20 protein-coding genes are annotated in these 17,756 nt (G+C 45.6%); 6 read left to right on the forward strand and 14 right to left on the reverse strand.

What is annotated here, in order from left to right:
- Positions 1-114 precede the first annotated feature (114 nt).
- Together AC787_RS15155 and AC787_RS15160 are read right to left on the reverse strand one after the other, a co-directional pair.
- Positions 115-948 (reverse strand): carbohydrate ABC transporter permease, encoded by an 834-nt coding sequence (locus AC787_RS15155; protein ID WP_054025540.1) that lies wholly within the window; start codon positions 946-948, stop codon positions 115-117.
- Complete coding sequence (locus AC787_RS15160) at positions 948-1,835, reverse strand: carbohydrate ABC transporter permease (protein WP_054025541.1); 888 nt, start codon at positions 1,833-1,835, stop codon at positions 948-950. Before AC787_RS15160 ends, AC787_RS15155 begins: the two co-directional genes overlap by 1 nt.
- 114 nt (positions 1,836-1,949) lie before the next feature.
- Between AC787_RS15160 and AC787_RS15165 the strand changes: the two genes are divergently transcribed.
- Together AC787_RS15165 and AC787_RS15170 are read left to right on the forward strand one after the other, a co-directional pair.
- Positions 1,950-3,878, forward strand: a complete 1,929-nt coding sequence (locus AC787_RS15165) for a sensor histidine kinase (protein WP_054025542.1) — start codon at positions 1,950-1,952, stop codon at positions 3,876-3,878.
- Positions 3,875-5,497 carry a response regulator gene (locus AC787_RS15170; protein ID WP_054025543.1) on the forward strand — a complete coding sequence of 541 codons (1,623 nt, stop codon included), beginning with the start codon at positions 3,875-3,877 and terminating at the stop codon, positions 5,495-5,497. The genes AC787_RS15165 and AC787_RS15170 overlap by 4 nt, the downstream gene beginning before the upstream one ends.
- Positions 5,498-5,688: 191 nt before the next feature.
- On the opposite strand, the gene AC787_RS15180 is transcribed toward AC787_RS15170, so the two are convergent.
- The 4 genes from AC787_RS15180 to AC787_RS15185 all read right to left on the reverse strand — a co-directional run bounded on the left by AC787_RS15180 (position 5,689) and on the right by AC787_RS15185 (position 6,978).
- Positions 5,689-5,919 (reverse strand): cold-shock protein, encoded by a 231-nt coding sequence (locus AC787_RS15180; protein WP_053373644.1) that lies wholly within the window; start codon positions 5,917-5,919, stop codon positions 5,689-5,691.
- 165 nt (positions 5,920-6,084) lie between these two features.
- On the reverse strand, positions 6,085-6,243 hold the full coding sequence (locus tag AC787_RS34370; protein ID WP_162531872.1) for a hypothetical protein: 159 nt from the start codon (positions 6,241-6,243) through the stop codon (positions 6,085-6,087).
- A 32-nt stretch (positions 6,244-6,275) separates the two neighbouring features.
- Positions 6,276-6,443, reverse strand: a complete 168-nt coding sequence (locus tag AC787_RS34105) for a hypothetical protein (protein ID WP_161807543.1) — start codon at positions 6,441-6,443, stop codon at positions 6,276-6,278.
- Between the two features lie 85 nt (positions 6,444-6,528).
- Positions 6,529-6,978 carry a DUF2269 family protein gene (locus AC787_RS15185; protein WP_161807544.1) on the reverse strand — a complete coding sequence of 150 codons (450 nt, stop codon included), beginning with the start codon at positions 6,976-6,978 and terminating at the stop codon, positions 6,529-6,531.
- Positions 6,979-7,190: 212 nt separating this feature from the next.
- Between AC787_RS15185 and AC787_RS15190 the strand changes: the two genes are divergently transcribed.
- Positions 7,191-7,322 (forward strand): DUF4023 domain-containing protein, encoded by a 132-nt coding sequence (locus tag AC787_RS15190; RefSeq protein WP_054025546.1) that lies wholly within the window; start codon positions 7,191-7,193, stop codon positions 7,320-7,322.
- 647 nt (positions 7,323-7,969) lie between these two features.
- Here the strand turns inward: AC787_RS15190 and AC787_RS15195 are convergent.
- The 5 genes from AC787_RS15195 to ggt all read right to left on the reverse strand — a co-directional run bounded on the left by AC787_RS15195 (position 7,970) and on the right by ggt (position 12,876).
- Positions 7,970-8,296, reverse strand: a complete 327-nt coding sequence (locus AC787_RS15195) for a hypothetical protein (protein WP_054025547.1) — start codon at positions 8,294-8,296, stop codon at positions 7,970-7,972.
- Between the two features lie 127 nt (positions 8,297-8,423).
- Positions 8,424-9,122, reverse strand: a complete 699-nt coding sequence (locus AC787_RS15200; protein ID WP_054025548.1) for a pirin family protein — start codon at positions 9,120-9,122, stop codon at positions 8,424-8,426.
- 68 nt (positions 9,123-9,190) lie between these two features.
- A complete protein-coding gene (locus tag AC787_RS15205) occupies positions 9,191-10,051 on the reverse strand; it encodes a fumarylacetoacetate hydrolase family protein (protein WP_054025549.1) in 861 nt (286 codons plus the stop codon).
- 19 nt (positions 10,052-10,070) lie between these two features.
- On the reverse strand, positions 10,071-11,261 hold the full coding sequence (locus tag AC787_RS15210; RefSeq protein WP_054025550.1) for an amidase: 1,191 nt from the start codon (positions 11,259-11,261) through the stop codon (positions 10,071-10,073).
- A gap of 34 nt (positions 11,262-11,295) precedes the next feature.
- A complete protein-coding gene (ggt, locus tag AC787_RS15215; RefSeq protein WP_414730946.1) occupies positions 11,296-12,876 on the reverse strand; it encodes a gamma-glutamyltransferase in 1,581 nt (526 codons plus the stop codon).
- Positions 12,877-13,132: 256 nt separating this feature from the next.
- On the opposite strand from ggt, the gene AC787_RS15220 reads away from it, so the two are divergent.
- Genes AC787_RS15220 through AC787_RS15230 form a run of 3 tightly spaced genes read left to right on the forward strand, consistent with a single transcriptional unit; the run spans position 13,133 to position 14,786 of the window.
- Positions 13,133-13,615: an Lrp/AsnC family transcriptional regulator gene (locus tag AC787_RS15220; protein ID WP_054025551.1), complete on the forward strand. Its 483-nt coding sequence runs from the start codon at positions 13,133-13,135 to the stop codon at positions 13,613-13,615.
- Entirely contained in the window at positions 13,616-14,254 is a 639-nt protein-coding gene (locus tag AC787_RS15225; protein WP_414730947.1) for a chromate transporter, read from the forward strand.
- Positions 14,241-14,786, forward strand: a complete 546-nt coding sequence (locus AC787_RS15230) for a chromate transporter (protein WP_054025552.1) — start codon at positions 14,241-14,243, stop codon at positions 14,784-14,786. Before AC787_RS15225 ends, AC787_RS15230 begins: the two co-directional genes overlap by 14 nt.
- Positions 14,787-14,836: 50 nt before the next feature.
- On the opposite strand, the gene AC787_RS15235 is transcribed toward AC787_RS15230, so the two are convergent.
- The 3 genes from AC787_RS15235 to AC787_RS15250 form a co-directional block, all read right to left on the reverse strand.
- Complete coding sequence (locus AC787_RS15235) at positions 14,837-15,682, reverse strand: VanW family protein (protein ID WP_054025553.1); 846 nt, start codon at positions 15,680-15,682, stop codon at positions 14,837-14,839.
- Between the two features lie 46 nt (positions 15,683-15,728).
- Positions 15,729-15,911 carry a hypothetical protein gene (locus AC787_RS15240; protein WP_054025554.1) on the reverse strand — a complete coding sequence of 61 codons (183 nt, stop codon included), beginning with the start codon at positions 15,909-15,911 and terminating at the stop codon, positions 15,729-15,731.
- Positions 15,912-16,929: 1,018 nt separating this feature from the next.
- Entirely contained in the window at positions 16,930-17,754 is an 825-nt protein-coding gene (locus AC787_RS15250; RefSeq protein ID WP_054025556.1) for a sugar phosphate isomerase/epimerase family protein, read from the reverse strand.
- Positions 17,755-17,756: the final 2 nt, after the last annotated feature.

Here is a 17,756-nt window from a genome sequence, read left to right on the forward strand (position 1 = left end):
TTTTTGTATCGCTTACAACGTCATTATAATTGTGCAACAATGTGGCACAACACCGAATATATTGTACTTCTAGGTGTAAAATGTTGATAACTTCCATATTAAATTTTTTTATCGTTAACCTTTTACAGAACCGGCCGTAATTCCTTCAATAATATGCTTTTGTAAAAACAAAAAAAACAAGATAATCGGAATCGTGCTAAGCGTGAGCGCCGCCATGGCGAGATCCCATTTGCGCAAATATTGGCCAAAAAACTTTTGCACGGCGAGCGGAATCGTAGTCAGCTTATCATTAATGACAAGCACAGGCAGCAAATAATCATTCCAAACCCACAGCACATTCAAAATAATGACCGTAACCGTGATCGGCTTCAGCAGCGGGAATACGATTCGCCAGAAAACGCCATAAGGTGAGCAGCCGTCCACGACCGCCGCTTCCTCTACCTCTAGCGGAACAGATTTAATGAACCCATGATACAGAAACATCGATAAGGAAATGCCAAAGCCCATATAACATATAACGATACCATACAAATGTCCGCGTAATTCGAACATCGACGTAATGCGCATAAGCGGCAGCATAACCGATTGGAATGGAATGATCATGGCAGCAATAAGCACCGTCAGCAAAATTTTATTAAAGGTCGTCGGACGCCTAACCAAGCGATAAGCCATCATGGAGCTGACGATGACAAGCATAAGGACGCTAATCGAAGTTACCATAAATGAATTCAGAAACACAGTCGGAAAATCGATGGCAACCCATGCACGCTTGAAGTTATCAAGCCCCAGCTTCTCAGGCAGCGAAGCGGCGTTGAGCAAAATAAACTTGAGCTCCTTGAACGAGTTGATGATCAAAAAGTAGAACGGTGCCAAAAAGATGAGCGCAGCCGCAATCCCTATAAGCTCCAGCAATAAAATAAGAGGTGTATAACGCTGTCTGTTTTCCATTAAGCCTCTACCTCCTTCTTCTTCGTGAACCATACCTGCGTCACCGTAATTAAAGCAACACCGAAGAAGAAAATCATCGCTTTTGCCGTTCCGAGTCCATACCGATTGTTGACCAGTCCCTCGCGGTACACATTTAGTGCAATGGATTCCGTTGCATTACCGGGTCCGCCAGCCGTCAGCGACAGGTTAAGATCGAACATTTTGAACGAGTTTGATGTGGTCAGGAACAAGCAGATCGTAATGGCTGGCATAATAAGCGGCACGGTTACCGAACGCAGCATTTGCCATGCTCCTGCCCCGTCGATTTTGGCAGCCTCGATTAAATCCTTGGGCACGCTGATCATGGCTGCGATATAAATAATCATCATATACCCCGCTGTTTGCCATACGAATACGATAACGATGCCCCAAAAAGCGGTATCTGGAGTGCCAAGCCATTGTAGGTTAAAGAACCCGATGCCCGTTGCTTCCCCTATCGCACGAAAGCCCCTTACGAATATGAAATACCAGATGTAGCCGAGCAGCAGCCCTCCGATTACGTTAGGCAGAAAAAATACGGTTCGCAGAATGTTGCGGCTCTTCAGGTTTCGCGTAAGCAGCAGAGATAACAGAAATGCCAGCAGGTTGGTGACGATAACCGCGGCAACCGTAAATTTAGTAGTAAACCAAAATGCATTCCAAAAACGCTCATCGTCGGAGAAAATCTTAACTATATTTTTCATTCCTACCCATTTGGCGTTGCCCAAATCCATCCCGTTCCATTCCGTAAAGGTGTAGTAAAAACCCATCACGAATGGCGCAAGCACAATCAATATAAAGGCAATGAGTCCCGGTCCAACAAATACCGTTTGCTGTATCCATTCGTTCCACTTGATTTTTTTGGACATCATTCTCGTCCCCTTTCTCTTTCCCTATGTCGGAATATATCTGTTGATATTCACAGTATAAAACCGAGTCCCCCCTCAAACCACAGAGGATGATGATAAGGTAGGTGGACTATATTGACCATCCGCAGCATGATCGGTTACTGTGTATGCAAGAGTGACTTGAACAGAAAGCGGGCGATTGCGGTCATGAATACGATTAAGCCATTTAACACCATTCGCAAAAAGCTCATGCTTTTGCTGCTCGCAGCTACGATTTTGCCGATTGCAACCTCGATGATTATCTCCTATAATGCGACAACCAAATCGATTACAGAGGATGCAATTGCCCGAAACAATCGACTGCTGTCGCTCGGGAAAACCAACATTATGAACTATATGAACAACATCAATCAGAAGTCTCTCGCTGTCTACAACGCGATGAACGTTCCACGCTCCTTGTATTATATTTTGGAGCACAGCATGGAGGACGAGGTATTCCCGAACGATATTACCGACGTCATCCGCAATCGCAACCTGCTGAAGGATCATTTGTACAACATCTATCAAAGCGTCAGTGAATTTCATAAAGTAAGGCTTTATGCGGTCAACCAAAACGCAACGTATCTACTATGGAATGACGACATTAAGGTTGGGCGAAACAATGTCCCTATCCCGCAGACATTTAAGAAAGCATTTATTGAGCCTACGCATATGAGCCATAATTACGGACTCGTTGATCTCAAATCGTCAGCAAGCGAGGAAATGGTATTTACGCTCCATCGTCCAATCTTTCTCGCTCCCAGTGACGAGCTGCTCGCTGAGCTGTCTATCGATGTAAAGCTGCATGTATTAGAGGATTTAAACCGCCAGCTCTATGACGGAGGTGAAGAAAGCTTCTATATCGCAGACTCCAACGGTCAAATTGTGCTTTCCTCTAACAAAAACGAAATCGGTACATCCGCAAAGCAGAGCTGGCTCGGGACGATTTTTGGCTCGGGACAAGACAGCGGGCATTTTGACTGGAAGGAAGAAGATTTCAAAGGAATGATCTTTTATGATCGAATTAAGACGCCCTACATGGACTGGTATTTAATTAAGCAGACGCCATACAAACATCTCTTTAGCGCTGCCGATCGCATTGCCCGCATTAATACGGCAGTCGGAATCGCTTTTCTTGGTGTCGTTGTATTAGCTACACTGTTTATTTCGATTCGGTTTACGAAGCCGCTGCTGCGCTTAATCGGTTATGTGAACAAGATTGAAACGGGTAATTTGAACGTATCGATTGATATACACAGCAATGATGAAATCGGTCTGCTCGCAAGACGGTTTCGATCGATGATGCAGACCATCAACAATTTGATTTTGACCGAATATCGGCTTGAGATTGCTAATAAAACCAATGAGTTGAAAGCGCTGCAAGCTCAAGTAAATCCACACTTTCTTTATAACGCGCTGCAATCGATTGGTACGGTTTCACTTCAGCACGGCGACACCAAAGCCTATTCACTCCTAACGTCTCTCGGCAAAATGATGCGCTATCACATGAACACAATGGATTCGGTCGTGGAACTGCGCAGGGAGCTCGATTATGTACAGGCTTATCTCGATCTGCAGAAGCAGCGCTTTGACACTGCTCTTCATGTTCAACTGCTGATCGACGAGCAGACAAGGCATATTCTCGTTCCCAAAATGATTTTGCAGCCGCTCCTCGAAAACTTTTTCAAGCACGGCTTTGTGCAATCATCTGAGGAGCCATCGGAACTTCTAATTAGCAGCCGCTTGGATAAGCAGCGGGAATGGCTCTCCATTACCGTACAGGATAACGGCTGTGGTGTATCCGAGGAGCGGCTTCAGGAGGTGCTCCTTCAGCTGGAGAAGGTTCCAAAGCTAGGAGCTGCGCAGCAGAATGATCAAGAGGAGGGCGGCATCGGTCTACATAATGTGCTTTCGCGCCTGCGCCTGCATTTTGACAAAACGGCTGCTATGGAGCTGCGTCACGTGAAGCCGCAGGGCTTTTCCGTTACGATTCATATTCCGCTAGCAAAGGAGAATGAAGGATGAAGGCACTAATCATTGATGATGAGAAGCATGTTAGGGAAGCGATTCGTTTACTTGTCCCATGGGATGAATTCGGCATTGATAGGCTGCTCGAAGCACAGGATGGCATGGCCGCTACTGCATTAATTCGCACGGAACGGCCAGAAATTATTTTTACCGATATGATGATGCCTAATATGGATGGCACGGAGCTGCTGCAATGGGTGGCTGAGCATGCGCCCGCTAGTAAAATCATCGTCATCAGCGGACATGACGACTTTAGCCTCGTTCGCCATGCCGTAAAATACGGCGGTATCGATTATATTTTAAAGCCTATTGATGCAGAGCAGCTCATTAGTGCTTTGGCGAAAGCGGTAAGCAGCTATAATGCAGAGGAGCAGGAGCGAAGCCGTAAAAATAGGATGAACATCGAGCTTAATCAGCTTAAGCCGATGTACCTGGAGCAATATTTTTCAACGTTGATCAACGAACCTGGCTCCTACCCTAACTTTGCCGATACGCTCAGACTGGAATTGGGTATTATGAAGCCCATACCTCGTGCACGCATTGCGCTGGTTAAGCTTGAGCTCACCTCTCCCTTCATAAGAGAAAAATTCGCTTCAGGACTCGATTTGCTGTTGTTCTCCTTGACGAATATTTGCAATGAATTTCTAAAGGACAAAGAAATCGGCTTCGCGCTTCGCCACCGAGGACAAGATCAAGAGCTATTGCTGCTATTCTGGGGAGATGGAGAGCCGGCGCCTGCATTGATTAAAGAAATAAATGATGCCATATTTATGATACTCAAGACGCGGTTTCATTTTGGACTCGGGCATTCTGCTGCCTTTCCTGCATCAGCGGCCATCGCTTATCAACAAGCGAAGCATGCGCTTTTACGCCGAAACTTGCTCGTTAACGATTCGTATTGCCATACCTTTGACGCGGCTGTTCATCATCAAAACAACACACTGCTGCTCTTTAGTGAGCACGAGGAAAGAATAAAGTTTGCGGTACAGAGCGGAAATAAAGAACAGATACGCCGCGCTTTAAAGCCATGGTTCGATACGCTTGATCAAGCTGGCTTCATTTCGTTAGAGCAGCTGATCCACTGGAGACAGCAATTCGAGTTAGCCAAGTCCATTTGGGAATACAAAAGCGAAAAAAGCAAAAGTGACAGTAAGCATGACTTAGCTGAGGAACAGGCACTCTTATCTTTGGATGCCCATGGATTTTTCGATTATGAGCAGTGGAAGCAGGACATCTTTACGGAAACATGCGATGTTTCCATGAGAATGACTGAACATGACAAGGAACGAAGTGTCATCGAGGACATCGCAACCTATATTGAACAGCATCCCCATGAGGAGATTACGCTTCAGGATATATCCGAGCGCTTTTATTTAAGCAGGGAATACATTTCGCGTAAATTCAAGCAAGAGACAAACGGAAATCTGTCAGACTTTATTGCGGAGGTTCGGATCAAGCGGGCGAAGGAGCTGCTGGGGAATGGGCAATTAAAAATTTCACAGGTTGCTGAGCTGGTTGGCTTCCAAGACGAGAAATATTTTAGCCGTGTCTTCAAGAAACGCACAAACTGCACGCCGAACGACTATAGGAAACATCACTACAGCGGAGATAATTAGCGGGCAATCGGATTAACTGTAGGTTCAAGCTCAAACGTTAGCGTTCGTCTTTTGCAGCAAATGCTGTCATCTTGCTCAGCTATATAAACGGATTCAAAAGTTGAGATTAATACAAAAAAAAGCTGAGCTTCGTTCAGTTGGCATTCGCCATCCGAGCAAAACTCAGCTTCTCTTTGCCTCTGAAGGGACACCTACATGATCGGTGTACCCTTCTTCAACGTCTTCATGTCACTATTGGAGTTATTGAGCGCGGGCAGCATTTTCTCGCCGCTGACCATTGGTTCATGGCAGATTAAACAAGTAGGAACGTGATCAAACGCGAAGTTATCGCGCATCCAACTGTTGCACCCTTCCGTCTCGCATGTCCATACCTTCGTGTTTTCTTCCGGAATTTCTTCAAGCGGTTTTTTACGATTGTACATGTGGTCAGCCCCCTTCGCGATAAAAAAGGAAAAACTGCCTCGAACTTAGAGTAAGGGGCAGTTATCATTTATAAACAGCAGTGTATTGTGAATATTTGCTTCAAACTTGCAATTGATTTTATTGTACCATATTTCGTCCAATAAAGGCAAATATCAGCCTATACTTTAGCGCCTTTTTTTTGGAGAAGCACAGTAATAAGCAAACAGCTGCTCGATCGGCTTGAAATATAGATGCCCATCCTCCCACGGCTGAAAATGAGTATCCATTCTGGAATCGTTCCAATCCGCCGGTGTCCCCGTCGTACTTAGCTTTCTAGGCAGCACCGGTAGCAGCTCCTCTGGTTCGAGCACTCGGTCTAGTTATCACAGTAAATGAACACGTTGCGCCCACATTTGAAGCATCCAATCGTCATGATCTCCCCTTGCTCCATTAGCTGCTGAACAGCTTTTCCCTGCTTCGCCGCTTCGACTGCTTCCGATTCAAAGCCCTCTCTGATTTGTGCCCTTGCAATGACTCTAAACATAAAATCTCCCGCTCCGCTCGTATGGTTAACTGAAGTTCATTTAATCTTATAACTTCCCTCTATATTTAAACGCTAATTAACTTTATCAAAATGGCTGATACACCATCAGTAAGATGAGCAGAAATGCAAAAACATGCGTTATGCCTTCTATTTTTGCTGACTGCTTGGTTATCGCTTTATACTCGGGAGGGAGTTCTTCTCCCTTATGATTTTCCAAGATGGCCGCTTGCGCTTTCAAGTTTCTCGGCAGCATGCCGATCACAAATATCTGAGTAATCAAGTAGATGGCGATTGACGCGATAAACCACGCCTCCGTGAACAATGAGGTTTCCAAAATCCCCATGATAAGACCGGTCAGTAATAAGCTGATGCTCCCCACCTTGGGCAAAATCTCTAAATTTTTCAATAGCTGCAGGGTATACTTAGCCTGAGTAGCCGTCTTCGCCATTCTCACTAATATCGGAAAACCAAATACCACTCCAAGCCCCATCACCGCAGCTAACACATGAATAAATAAGACGCTGGTATACAACACATCAATCATTCCTCTCAGGTATGGTGGGCCCCAACCTAGTTGTGCGAGAAAGACTCTGTTCTTGTCGTATATAACGGTACCATAAGGGAGCTCTCCGCTACAATTTATCGATTTTTTCAAAAAAAATGATGCCAACGCCTGTTTTTTTTAATGTTGGATATTCTAATAAAGGCAGTTGAAAGAAATGCCCATAACCGAGGAGGGAACAACAATTGGAAAGCACGAGTGAGTTTGTCCAAAAGGTACAGGATACGCAGCGTAAAGCCGAGCTCAACAAAAGAAGAAACGGTAACGGCAACCCTGCAGAGAGACTAGCCACCAAACAGCACAGCACCAATAAGTAAATAAATCATTACATGAACAAATGAATGAATACGCTCATTAAGCCTATTCATGTTCATTAGCTGAAAATGCTAATTTCGCTAAAAAAGATGTTCATCGCAAAAGAGGGTGCTGTCATTGTTGGATGGCAGCACCTTGTTATGCGGAGACAGTTGTCTCTACTTATTGGATATCACATAAAGTGATGCCTACTTCTTGCTTCGATAGCTAACTCGAAAGTATGTAATCTACATTAATGTTTCTTACTGCCCAGCGTACAATAAATCCTCTAACTTACCTGCAAGTATGTAATCGATAATGTATTGAACACCTTAGACGTCGCGCACCACATCGCAGCCGCAGATTCTAGTGTAGTTTGTGCAATAGAATTCCCTCTCACACCACAATAATCATGCTCCATTGCAGTTCGTGCAACAGAATCGTCTAAAATTGTTTCTTTCCGTGCTGCGGCAGCAGTTTCTATTGCATTTCTGCAATGGGAGCCGTTATGCAGCGCCTTGTGTCAGGTTTCTATTGTATTTTGTGCAGCTTGGCTAGCGAGTTCCGTTAAGTATTGGCACAAATAAAAACCAGCCCTACATGTGATACCATGTTTGACTGGTCTATATTTATAACCTATTGACCATAAGCACATGATCTCTTCGAGCTTTTAAACGGAATACTCGTGAGGGTAGTAAGCAATATGGGAATCTGCAAAAATCGTGAGGCTATTCTCGTCAGCATCATATTCAACTGGGCCGTCTTTGACGTAATACCAGGTTTTTAGCGTCGGCTGATCGTCAAACTCATGGAAAACAAATACATTCAGCTCTGTCTTATGCGCAAGCAGGTCTTCAATGACCTCGCTCCATGGCACAGAAACCGTGAACCGCCAGCCTTCCCCCTGCGGAACGAGCGTATAGGGTACTTCCTGCTTATTCGAATCAATAAACATCCGTCCGCCTACCGCATGTTTAACAAGAAACGTTTGTTTCATCTCTTACCCCTCCTCAAAAGTTTGCGAATGCAAACTTACTTCGAAAGCCTTTGCTTAAAGCTTGCGATAGCAAACTTACTTCGAAAGCATATGCTTAAGTTTGCGATAGCAAACTTACTTCGAAAGCCTACGGCAAATCGATTAGCATAAAAAAGGCTGGAGCAGTAGCTGTGAGCATGAGCTCTTCTACAGCTTCAATTTGCGCCTCATCACCTGTCATGAGCGTTTCTCCATGAACCGACAGTTCACCATCAATGATATATATAAATTGCTTGCGTCCCGGCTCAACAACGTATTCGAGCTGCTTTCCTTGCTCCAGCTTGCTCAGATAGATCGTCATATCTTGACTAATGGAGGCAGCTTGCTCTACAACCTGATTAGAAACAACAGGAAGCAGCGCATTATGCAGCTTGCTCACATCAAATCGGATCGCTTCATAGGATGGCGTCATTCCTCGTTCCTGCGGCATGAACCAAAGTTGGAGCAAACGCAGCTCCTCATCTTCAGATGCGTTGAATTCCGTATGGATGACGCCGGTGCCAGCTGACATTCGTTGTACCTCGCCAAACGAGGATACGACCGAGTTGCCCAAATTATCCTCATGTCTAATTAGACCATTCAATACGATAGATACGATTTCCATGTCGCTGTGGGGATGAGCGCCAAAGCCTTTTCCCGGAGCCAAATAATCGTCATTGCACACACGCATCACACCAAAGCCTGTTCGATTCGGATCATAATAAGCTCCGAATGAGAAGCTTGGTTGGCTGCGCAGCCACCCTAGATCCGCCGAATGCCGCGATGCCGCGGGGAATACATCGATCATCGTCTCTCCTCCAAACAACTTTTTATTTACTTACTTATTTATAGCAGTTTTCAATTCTCCTAGCAAGCTTAATCTTGAACAGCATTCAGCAGCGGCTCAAAACCATCGATATAACAGCCTGCTATATCTCCGCCGCGAATAACGACAGCTCCCGGCGTTCCTGTCATCATAATATCGCCAGGCAGCAGCGTCATCACTCTGGAATGAAAAGCTACGGCAGCAAAGGGACGGAACTTCATATTGAACACCTTGTTTCGATGCGCAACTTCACCATTGATCGTGGTCTCCACGTACAGCTCTAACAAATCAGGAAACTCATCCTTCGTAATAAACTCCGGTCCAAAGCTGAAGAAGGTATCAAAGCTTTTGGCTCTCGATAAGTACCGCTGATGTCTAGCGTGGATATCGGATGCCGTTACGTCAATTGTCGTCGTATAGCCTGCAATGACGTCATACACTTCGGCTACCGTTATGTTTTTGCAGGTTTTTCCGATAATTATGCCGAGTTCAGCTTCCGCTGTAATTTTCCCAACGCCATGTGGAATTTGAATGGCATCAAGCGGGCCGATAATCGTTGTGTCCGGTTTAATGAAGCTGACCGGCTCCTCATTCAGGTCTGCTAATGCAAGCTCCGCTGCATCTTTTACGTAGTTCATGCCGATGCCCCAAATTTTGCGAGGGTGACGATATAGTGGCGCGTATTGCACATCCTCGTAAGGAATTGCTGGCAATCGCTTTAGCTTTTCCTTACCCGCTCCTACGTACCATTCTGTTAAAGGCTCCAGCTCGCCCAGTCGAATAAGCTCGAACAGCTCCGTATTCCAGCTGGTTCGTTCAGCCTCATTAATCGTTTCGATGAGAACAAGCCCCTTTGCGCTCGGGATCGCAGCAAGCTCCTTGCCATTCACTTTTACCGTTGATATTTTCATCGCCAGCGGCTCCTTTTCTTTAACTTAATGGTCTTATTCGAGTCGAGACGCGATCAGCCACCCATTCCAGCAGCCTCATATCATGGCCTCTTCCCGCTATAAACGAAATGCCAATTGGACAGCTAAGTTCTCCTGCAATCGGAACCGTAACCTGCGGCAGTCCTGCAAGCCCCGCCAAACAGCTCATTTCAAGCGTTTGTGCACGTCGCTGTTCAACCTCTGAGCCTGATAAACCAAGCAGCGGCGCTATGGCAGGCACAGTCGGCACAACGAGCACGGTATCCTCCCTGAGCCATTCATCCAAAAGAGCTCGTGCCTTCTCCCTCATTATGTATGCCGTATCACTGTTCTCTTGCTTCAATGTGCTCGCCCAAGCAAATCGCTCCGCAATGCCAGGTCCGAAGGCAGGCTGCTCTCGCAATATCCAATCCCGATGCTCACGCCAAATCTCTAATCCTTGAATGGTGCGAAAAGCATTCATCCACTCCCGCAACCCGCTTTGCGCGACGATTGCTTGTTCATGCCTCTCAACTAATTCCCTCAGCAATGGGAAATATTGCGTTGCAGCCGAGGATGTATGCTCATCCGTCAATGACCATACATCCTCGGCGAATACCATTCGCGAGAAACTTGCTTTACTTTTCTCTTGCTTATCGAGCAGTACACTTCCCACTTTACGAAGTGTCTGCGCGTCGCGAGCCATCCAGCCTACCGTATCGAAGCTAGGCGCCAGCGGTATAAGCCCAGTCGTATCTACTGCCCCATGTGTAGGCCGTATTCCATAAATTCCGCAATAAGCGGATGGCACGCGAATGGAGCCTCCCGTGTCGGTCCCAATAGCGAAGTCCGCTAAGCCTGCTGCTACCGCAACTGCTGAACCGCTAGAGGAGCCTCCGGGTATCCGACCTAACGCTTTTGGATTCACCGGAGTCCCATAATGGGCATTCTCCCCGTTAATGCTGTACATCAATTCATCCGTAATCGTCGTCCCTTCTAATCTTGCGCCTTTGCTAAGCAGCCGCTTTATGACCGCCGCATGATTAGTCGCCTCATTATGAGTTCGCAGCCAATCCGGGTTACCCGCTCCAGAGACGTGGCCAGCAATATCGAATACATCCTTTATCGCAAACGTTTTGCCGCTTAAGACACCTTCAGCTAAAGGCTCTATCACAAGCTGCTCCGTCGCATAAACATTCCAGCTTTGCTTCATCAAGCTCCCCGCCTCCCTTCAACCACTTTCAACCTTACCATCCGATTGCCGCGCCATCGCAGCGCGGATCCGATCCACCTTGCAGGAATCCTTGCTCATCGCGCATAATGGCATGGGCATGGCCCATAATACCGTCGAAATCCTTCACTTTTTTGACCGTGTGCCCTGCTTGCGCAAGCGTAGCTAGTACATCTGCAGAAACCCGTCCTTCTATCTTCAGCTCCTGGGTAGGCTCTCCCCACGTCCTCCCCCATACCCATCTAGGCTCATTTATCGCTTGCTGAGGATTCATGCCATAGTCAATCATCCGTGTAAATATCGCCGTTTGCGTCTGTGGCTGACCTTCGCCGCCTTGCGTGCCATACAGCACGACAGGTTTGCCATCACGACATGCCATAGCTGGCATTAAGGTATGGAACGTCCTTTTCGCTGGCTTCAAGCTGTTCACATGACTTTGGTCAAGTGAGAAAAAGGAGCCGCGGTTTTGCAATAAAACACCTGTGTTGCCCGCCACAACGCCCGATCCGAACTCGAAATATAAGCTTTGAATAAAGGAGACGGAGTTCCCTTCTTCATCTACGACCGCTGCATAGGCGGTATCGCTGCCAAGCACTTCTGATTTCTCGCATGAAGCACGATTTAGCTCAATAGAAGCAGCAAGCTCTGCCGCATAATTTTTGTCCAAAAGCCGCTCAAGCGGCACGTTTGTAAAGGCAGGATCTGATAAATACTTGTTCCGGTCACGGAAGCTTAGCTTTAGCGCCTCGATGCATAGCTGATAATAATCATGCGAGCCATGCTCGATTTCGCCGAGCTTAAATTTCTCCAATATTTGAAGAGCCATAATAGCGGAAAAGCCTTGTGAATTGGGAGGCATTTGATGAAGCGTATAACCTCGATAAGAGCCCTCAATCGGGGTTACCCAATCACCATGATGATCAGCAAAATCATCCGCCGTCAGGAGTCCATCATGTCTGCCCAGAAAACTTGTTATTTCCTTCGCTGTCTCACCTTTATAAAACTCATCACGCCCAAATTCAGCTAAACGGCGCAGCGTCTTCGCAAGCGCAAGCTGCTTGAAGCGCTCGCCAACCTTGACCACCTGCCCGCCAGGCAAATAAATATCTGCTGTTTCAAGCGTTCTCGCAAGCACTGCTTCATTATGAACCGTATTTTGATATTGATCGTTCGACATCGGAAAACCGTTTTCGGCATAGTTAATGGCCGGAGCCAGCACCTGTGCCCAGCCCAGCCGACCGTACTGACGGTGAACCGCGTCCCAGCCATCCACCATGCCGGGTACGGTTACGATGCTGCCCATACCCCGATTTGGGATGGCCGCCAAGCCAGCGTAAGCACCCATGTTAGCCTTATAGCCTGATCGACCGCTAGCATTATAGCCCCGGACCTTGCCTTCACTATGATGATAGCCGAGCCAGAAGGAATCTCCTCCGAGACTTGTCATATGCGGATAAACGACTGCGAGACATGCGCTCACAGCGACAGCTGCATCATAGGCATTTCCGCCTTGCGCAAGCATACGAGCGCCAGCCGCAGTAGCTAAATAATGAGGGCTGACAACCATTGTTTTTGTTCCAATCACGGATTGATTCACGTCTACCACCCCCAGAAATGTTTATAACTCTAACAAAACTCTTAAATCATTTATTTATATGTTAGATAATATAACATTGTGTATTCTTTTAAAATACCATCTCAGTGAATGATAGGCAATAAAAATGTAACTTCTTTTTATTCATTTTTGTTGAAAACGAATAGTAATGTGTATATATTTATACATATGGTAATCAAAACGTGATATTACAAGACACCTTGCAATATAATGAAATACAATTGGAGCTGATGAACAAGTGCAAGAAAAACCTTTTGATGAACCAAAAGCGATAGAAATTGATGAAGTTGATCGCAAAATCATTGCAGAGCTCAATATTAATGGAAGAATATCTTACACAGACTTAGCGAAGGAAATTGGATTATCGCGCGTAGCTGTCCAATCTCGGATCAATGCGTTGATGGATGGCGGCGTAATCGAACGGTTTACGGCCGTCATTAACCCTGAGCGTATCGGCATAAGCGTATCGGCTTTCTTCAATGTGGAAGTTGAACCTAAACATCTGCACGCCGTCGCTGATCAGCTCTCGACAGAGCCGTTCGTTACAAGCCTCTACCATATGACCGGCCCGAGTAAATTGCATATGCACGGTCTATTTCGCAACAATCAGGAAATGGAGCATTTTCTTAAGGATAAGCTTTACACACTGCCCGGCATTATGAGCGTCGATTGTCAGGTGTTAATTAATCGTTACAAGAGTCGAATGGGAATGAGGCTGTAAATGATGGCTAGCAAAATAATGAATAACCGCTACATGCAGCTATCGTGGGCGATGATGAAGACAGGCATTATCGGCTACGGCGGCGGCCCGTCCGTCATTCCGCTGATTCGTTATGAGGCAGTTACGAACTATAAATGGATAGAAGATGAGGAATTTGGTGAAATTCTTGCGCTGGCGAATGCTCTGCCTGGTCCTATTGCAACAAAGATAGCAGCTTATCTAGGTTATCGCGAAAAGGGTACTTTGGGTGCCATCGTGTCTGTTCTCGCCCATATCATTCCTTCCGGTATTGCGATGATTCTTCTATTAACGACTGTACAGTTCCTTAGCAGCGCCGCATTCATACAAGGGATGATCGGCGCTGTAACGCCTGTCATCGCCGTAATGCTTGGCATGATGGCTTATGAATTCGGAGAACGGGCCGTCAAAGGACTTGGCAAATACGTCGGCTTCGGTTTTTTTGCTTTAGCATTCGGACTGCTGCAAGGCATTCATATTCACCCTGCTATCGTCATTCTTTTATTTCTTGGTTACGGCGCTTTTCATCTAAGAACAGTTGCAGCCCTTCAACGAAAAAAACAGCAGAAGCAGCTCCGCAATGGGCAGCAAAAGGAGGGCGTAACTCGTGGAATGGATTAATTTAATAATCGGATTCTTTATTGCCAACGTTCTTGGCTACGGCGGCGGGCCCGCCTCCATTCCGCTTATGTACAGGGAGATCGTGACGAACCATGGGTGGACGACGCCGGTAGAGTTCTCTAACATCCTTGCACTCGGCAACGCACTCCCAGGTCCGATTGCAACTAAAATTGCTGCCTTTGTCGGCTATGATGTCGGCGGCTGGATCGGCTTGGTTGTTGCTTTGGCTGCAACGATTGTGCCATCCGCTATCGCGCTTATTCTACTGCTTAAGGTGCTGCAAAAGCATCGCCAATCGCCTGTAGTCAAAGGAATGACGCTGCTTGTACAGCCCGTGATCGCCATTATGATGCTGCTTCTTACCTGGCAAATGGCTGAAAGCTCTATCGAATCCATTGGTATTATTCAATCACTCATTATTGCAGCGGTCGCTTTCTGGGCGATGCAGTTCCGCAATATCCATCCTGCCATCGTCATTGTTATCGCATTCGCATATGGCGGACTCGTTATTCCTCATTTAAATGTATTGTAAAATGACTAAGAGGATGAACCCGAGTAGCAAATGTCTACTCAGGTTCACCCTTAGCCTAATTGATCCTCATCATGAACAGAATAGGTAGCTTCACCCAATAAGGGTTCATACATCATAATCGCATGGTTCTCCGTAATAAATTCATCATCTACCAGAATTTCCTCTGTGTTATACACTTTTCTATGTATTTTATTATGTCTGACATAACCGCCCCAAAACTCGTGGGTGATCCAGTGTTCTTTTTCATACACTTCATATGTTCTTATCCCAGGAACCTCCGCTCTCCATTCCCCAACCAAATGTGTATCAGTCAAATTCAAACACAGTTGATACGCATGATTCGTTTCATTCTTAATCTGCAAATCCAAATAATTATAGGCACAAGTTGCCCCGCTGCCAAAGGGTTGATTTCTATTGGAATCGGGAAAAACATCGTAACTGTGGCGGTACCTCTCCGTAATCGTTAAAGGAGAATGCAAGGTCATCCAATAAATTAAATTTGATAATTGGCACAACCCACCGCCTACCCCCGTCGTAACCTTTCCATAGTGCAGGATCATGCCATCCACATAACCATCTCTTCTGGCAGGGTTGCCGATCAATCGCCAATACGAGAAAGTTTCGCCCGGATGGATCACCAAGCCGCTTAACTTTTTTGAGGCAATGCTAAGGTTCGTAATTTTATTATGCTGCAGCCACATATCCACATCCCGCAGCTTACGCAGCAACGGTGTGCGGTGTTCAAAAATTCGATAAGGCAGCAGTTCATTATTCGTGCGCCATTTCGCGAAATTTTTCTCCCCAAAGTACCAATCGAGATAACGTTTAAATCGGTAATACTTTTTCCCAAAATATATCCTTAACTGACTTCTCTTTATAGGTCGCAATGAGGTCATCTCTACGAACCTCCCTCCTACTAGAAATGTTTACACCTCAATAGAGTTAATCTTTTTTAGCTTTCTTTTTCAGTTCAGTCCACTGAGTATAAACAAGCAAAAGGCAACCAAAAAAAAGCAGCAGACGAAAATACGATATAGCATGGGTGTCTATCCATTGTTTGATTAAATCGTATCCGTAGAATAAACTTAAAGCTACTCCAATACCCATCCATATTTTATGGCTCATGATTGGTCTCCTTTGATTCTGTAGTAAAGTTTACTCTTTAATACTGCATATGCAAAGCTGCAAAACCAATCTCGCCTCGAAAACATGTTATCCCCTTCATCAATCATCGGACTCCCTTTATTAACTATTCCTGTTTATTCGTTTCACGCAAAACCTCTTTCGGAAAATACTAATCCATCTTTCGTTGTTTGCGCTCTTTTAAATCAAATATACTTTAAATGAAATAGGAAATAAGTCCCTTGGTGCAAAAGTATTGCCATCTTTATAATCAAGTGAAGAGTGACCATTCCTATTCGACTGTTTTCAATCTCTCCTCTACACTTACGGATATATATCCCTTATCACTAACAACTACGGCAAATGACGAGGAGTGACCGGATTGCACATAGCTTTTATATTTACATTATTATTGAACTTACTCAGCTGCTTGATCCTCATTTGGTCCTTTTACAATGAACATAAACAATTTCGGATATTTAAAAAATCAAAAAACAATGTTCAAGTATATAACCCGTCTTTCCTTATTTCCGACAAAAAATTAACTCTAACGGTGTTCGCTTATGTAGTCATAGTTACGACTTTGTGGATACTGCTTATCTTTGGAATAAGCGATATCGTGTATAAGCACTGGTTTGCATATGTTTTTCCAATTATGCTCATAACCATATTCTCTGGCGGTAAAATTAACTATTCCATTGGTAGTGATGGCGTTTACCATGCAAACTCAGTCATTCCTTGGGAGGAGATTGTTTGTTATCAATTGAAGGAAACAGATCCTTTTCATACGAAATTCACACTCGACATACATACAAAACATCAAGTTTTACGTGGAATAGTTCCTGCTGATTCGAAAACAAAATTACTTGCGTTACTCCGAAATGTACCGAGTGGACAGGTCATTTAGATGAAACGACAGCTGGACAGCACACGCTAAACATAATCTCACCCACTACAAAAACAAAAACAGCAGCCCCCTGGGAACACCAATGGTCTACTGTTTTTTTACTTTTATACTCACCTAAACCCGCGCACGAATTCCATCTATATAAGCCTTCGACGTGGCCATTTGGTGCTCTTTTGCTTCTTCCATGATGATGTGTACATGTGGCTTATATTGATTCAAAAGCTTCATATACAGCTCATAATTCATCTGTCCGAGGCCGGCAGTTACGGTAGCCAACTCGCCAATCTCAAGCAAAATGCGATCCTTAGCATGTGCCGCGATAATACGGTCGCCGAGCAGCTCGAACGCTTGCTCGATGACCTCATCCTGCCTCGCAAAATTAGCAGACGTCAGCAGATTTCCGGGATCAATAACGACACCAATATTGGAGGAAGGAACCTCCTCCAGCATCCGGGCCAGCTCAGGAGCCGTTCCTATCAAATGGTCGTTAGCCGCCTCTAACCCGACAAAGACGCCCCATTTCTCGGCTTCCTCAGCTAACTCCTCTAATGTCGCCTTCATCACAGACCAATCTCGATCAGTGTAGTCTCCGCCTTCATTCCGTCCCGTTTCCGCAGCGACCATCGGCGCTCCAAAAAACTTCGCATAGCGCAGCAGCTCCTTAAAGCGATTCACATTTGCAAGGCGGAGCTGCTCGTCTCGTTCAAATAAATGAACATAGCAGCCAAGCACCGAAATCGAAACCCCATGCTTATCGAACTGCTCGCCGATTGCATTGGCAAGGCCTGGGCTCAAGTTCCCAGGCTTGCTGAAATCGACATCGCTAATCGCCTTCCACAATGCTAGCTGCACATGGCTGAAGCCGCTCTCCGCAACTTTAGGAGCAAGCTCCTTGTACGGCAAGCTTCCGAATAAATGAGCGAGTACACCGACTGACATCT

It is taken from the genome of Bacillus sp. FJAT-28004 (genome assembly GCF_001280845.1).
Taxonomy (GTDB): domain Bacteria; phylum Bacillota; class Bacilli; order Paenibacillales; family Paenibacillaceae; genus Pristimantibacillus.

Bases quoted from the DNA above. Each gene is read 5' to 3' on its own strand.
- AC787_RS15155 (WP_054025540.1), bottom strand. From the start codon at position 948: ATGGAAAACAGACAGCGTTATACACCTCTTATTTTATTGCTGGAGCTT.
- AC787_RS15225 (WP_414730947.1), top strand. From the start codon at position 13,616: ATGATGGCTAGCAAAATAATGAATAACCGCTACATGCAGCTATCGTGG.
- AC787_RS15205 (WP_054025549.1), bottom strand. From the start codon at position 10,051: ATGAAAATATCAACGGTAAAAGTGAATGGCAAGGAGCTTGCTGCGATC.
- AC787_RS15200 (WP_054025548.1), bottom strand. From the start codon at position 9,122: ATGATCGATGTATTCCCCGCGGCATCGCGGCATTCGGCGGATCTAGGG.
- AC787_RS15170 (WP_054025543.1), top strand. From the start codon at position 3,875: ATGAAGGCACTAATCATTGATGATGAGAAGCATGTTAGGGAAGCGATT.
- AC787_RS15180 (WP_053373644.1), bottom strand. From the start codon at position 5,919: ATGTACAATCGTAAAAAACCGCTTGAAGAAATTCCGGAAGAAAACACG.
- AC787_RS15240 (WP_054025554.1), bottom strand. From the start codon at position 15,911: ATGAGCCATAAAATATGGATGGGTATTGGAGTAGCTTTAAGTTTATTC.
- AC787_RS15235 (WP_054025553.1), bottom strand. From the start codon at position 15,682: ATGACCTCATTGCGACCTATAAAGAGAAGTCAGTTAAGGATATATTTT.
- AC787_RS15195 (WP_054025547.1), bottom strand. From the start codon at position 8,296: ATGAAACAAACGTTTCTTGTTAAACATGCGGTAGGCGGACGGATGTTT.
- AC787_RS15250 (WP_054025556.1), bottom strand. From the start codon at position 17,754: ATGTCAGTCGGTGTACTCGCTCATTTATTCGGAAGCTTGCCGTACAAG.
- AC787_RS15210 (WP_054025550.1), bottom strand. From the start codon at position 11,261: ATGAAGCAAAGCTGGAATGTTTATGCGACGGAGCAGCTTGTGATAGAG.
- AC787_RS15160 (WP_054025541.1), bottom strand. From the start codon at position 1,835: ATGTCCAAAAAAATCAAGTGGAACGAATGGATACAGCAAACGGTATTT.
- AC787_RS34105 (WP_161807543.1), bottom strand. From the start codon at position 6,443: ATGTTTAGAGTCATTGCAAGGGCACAAATCAGAGAGGGCTTTGAATCG.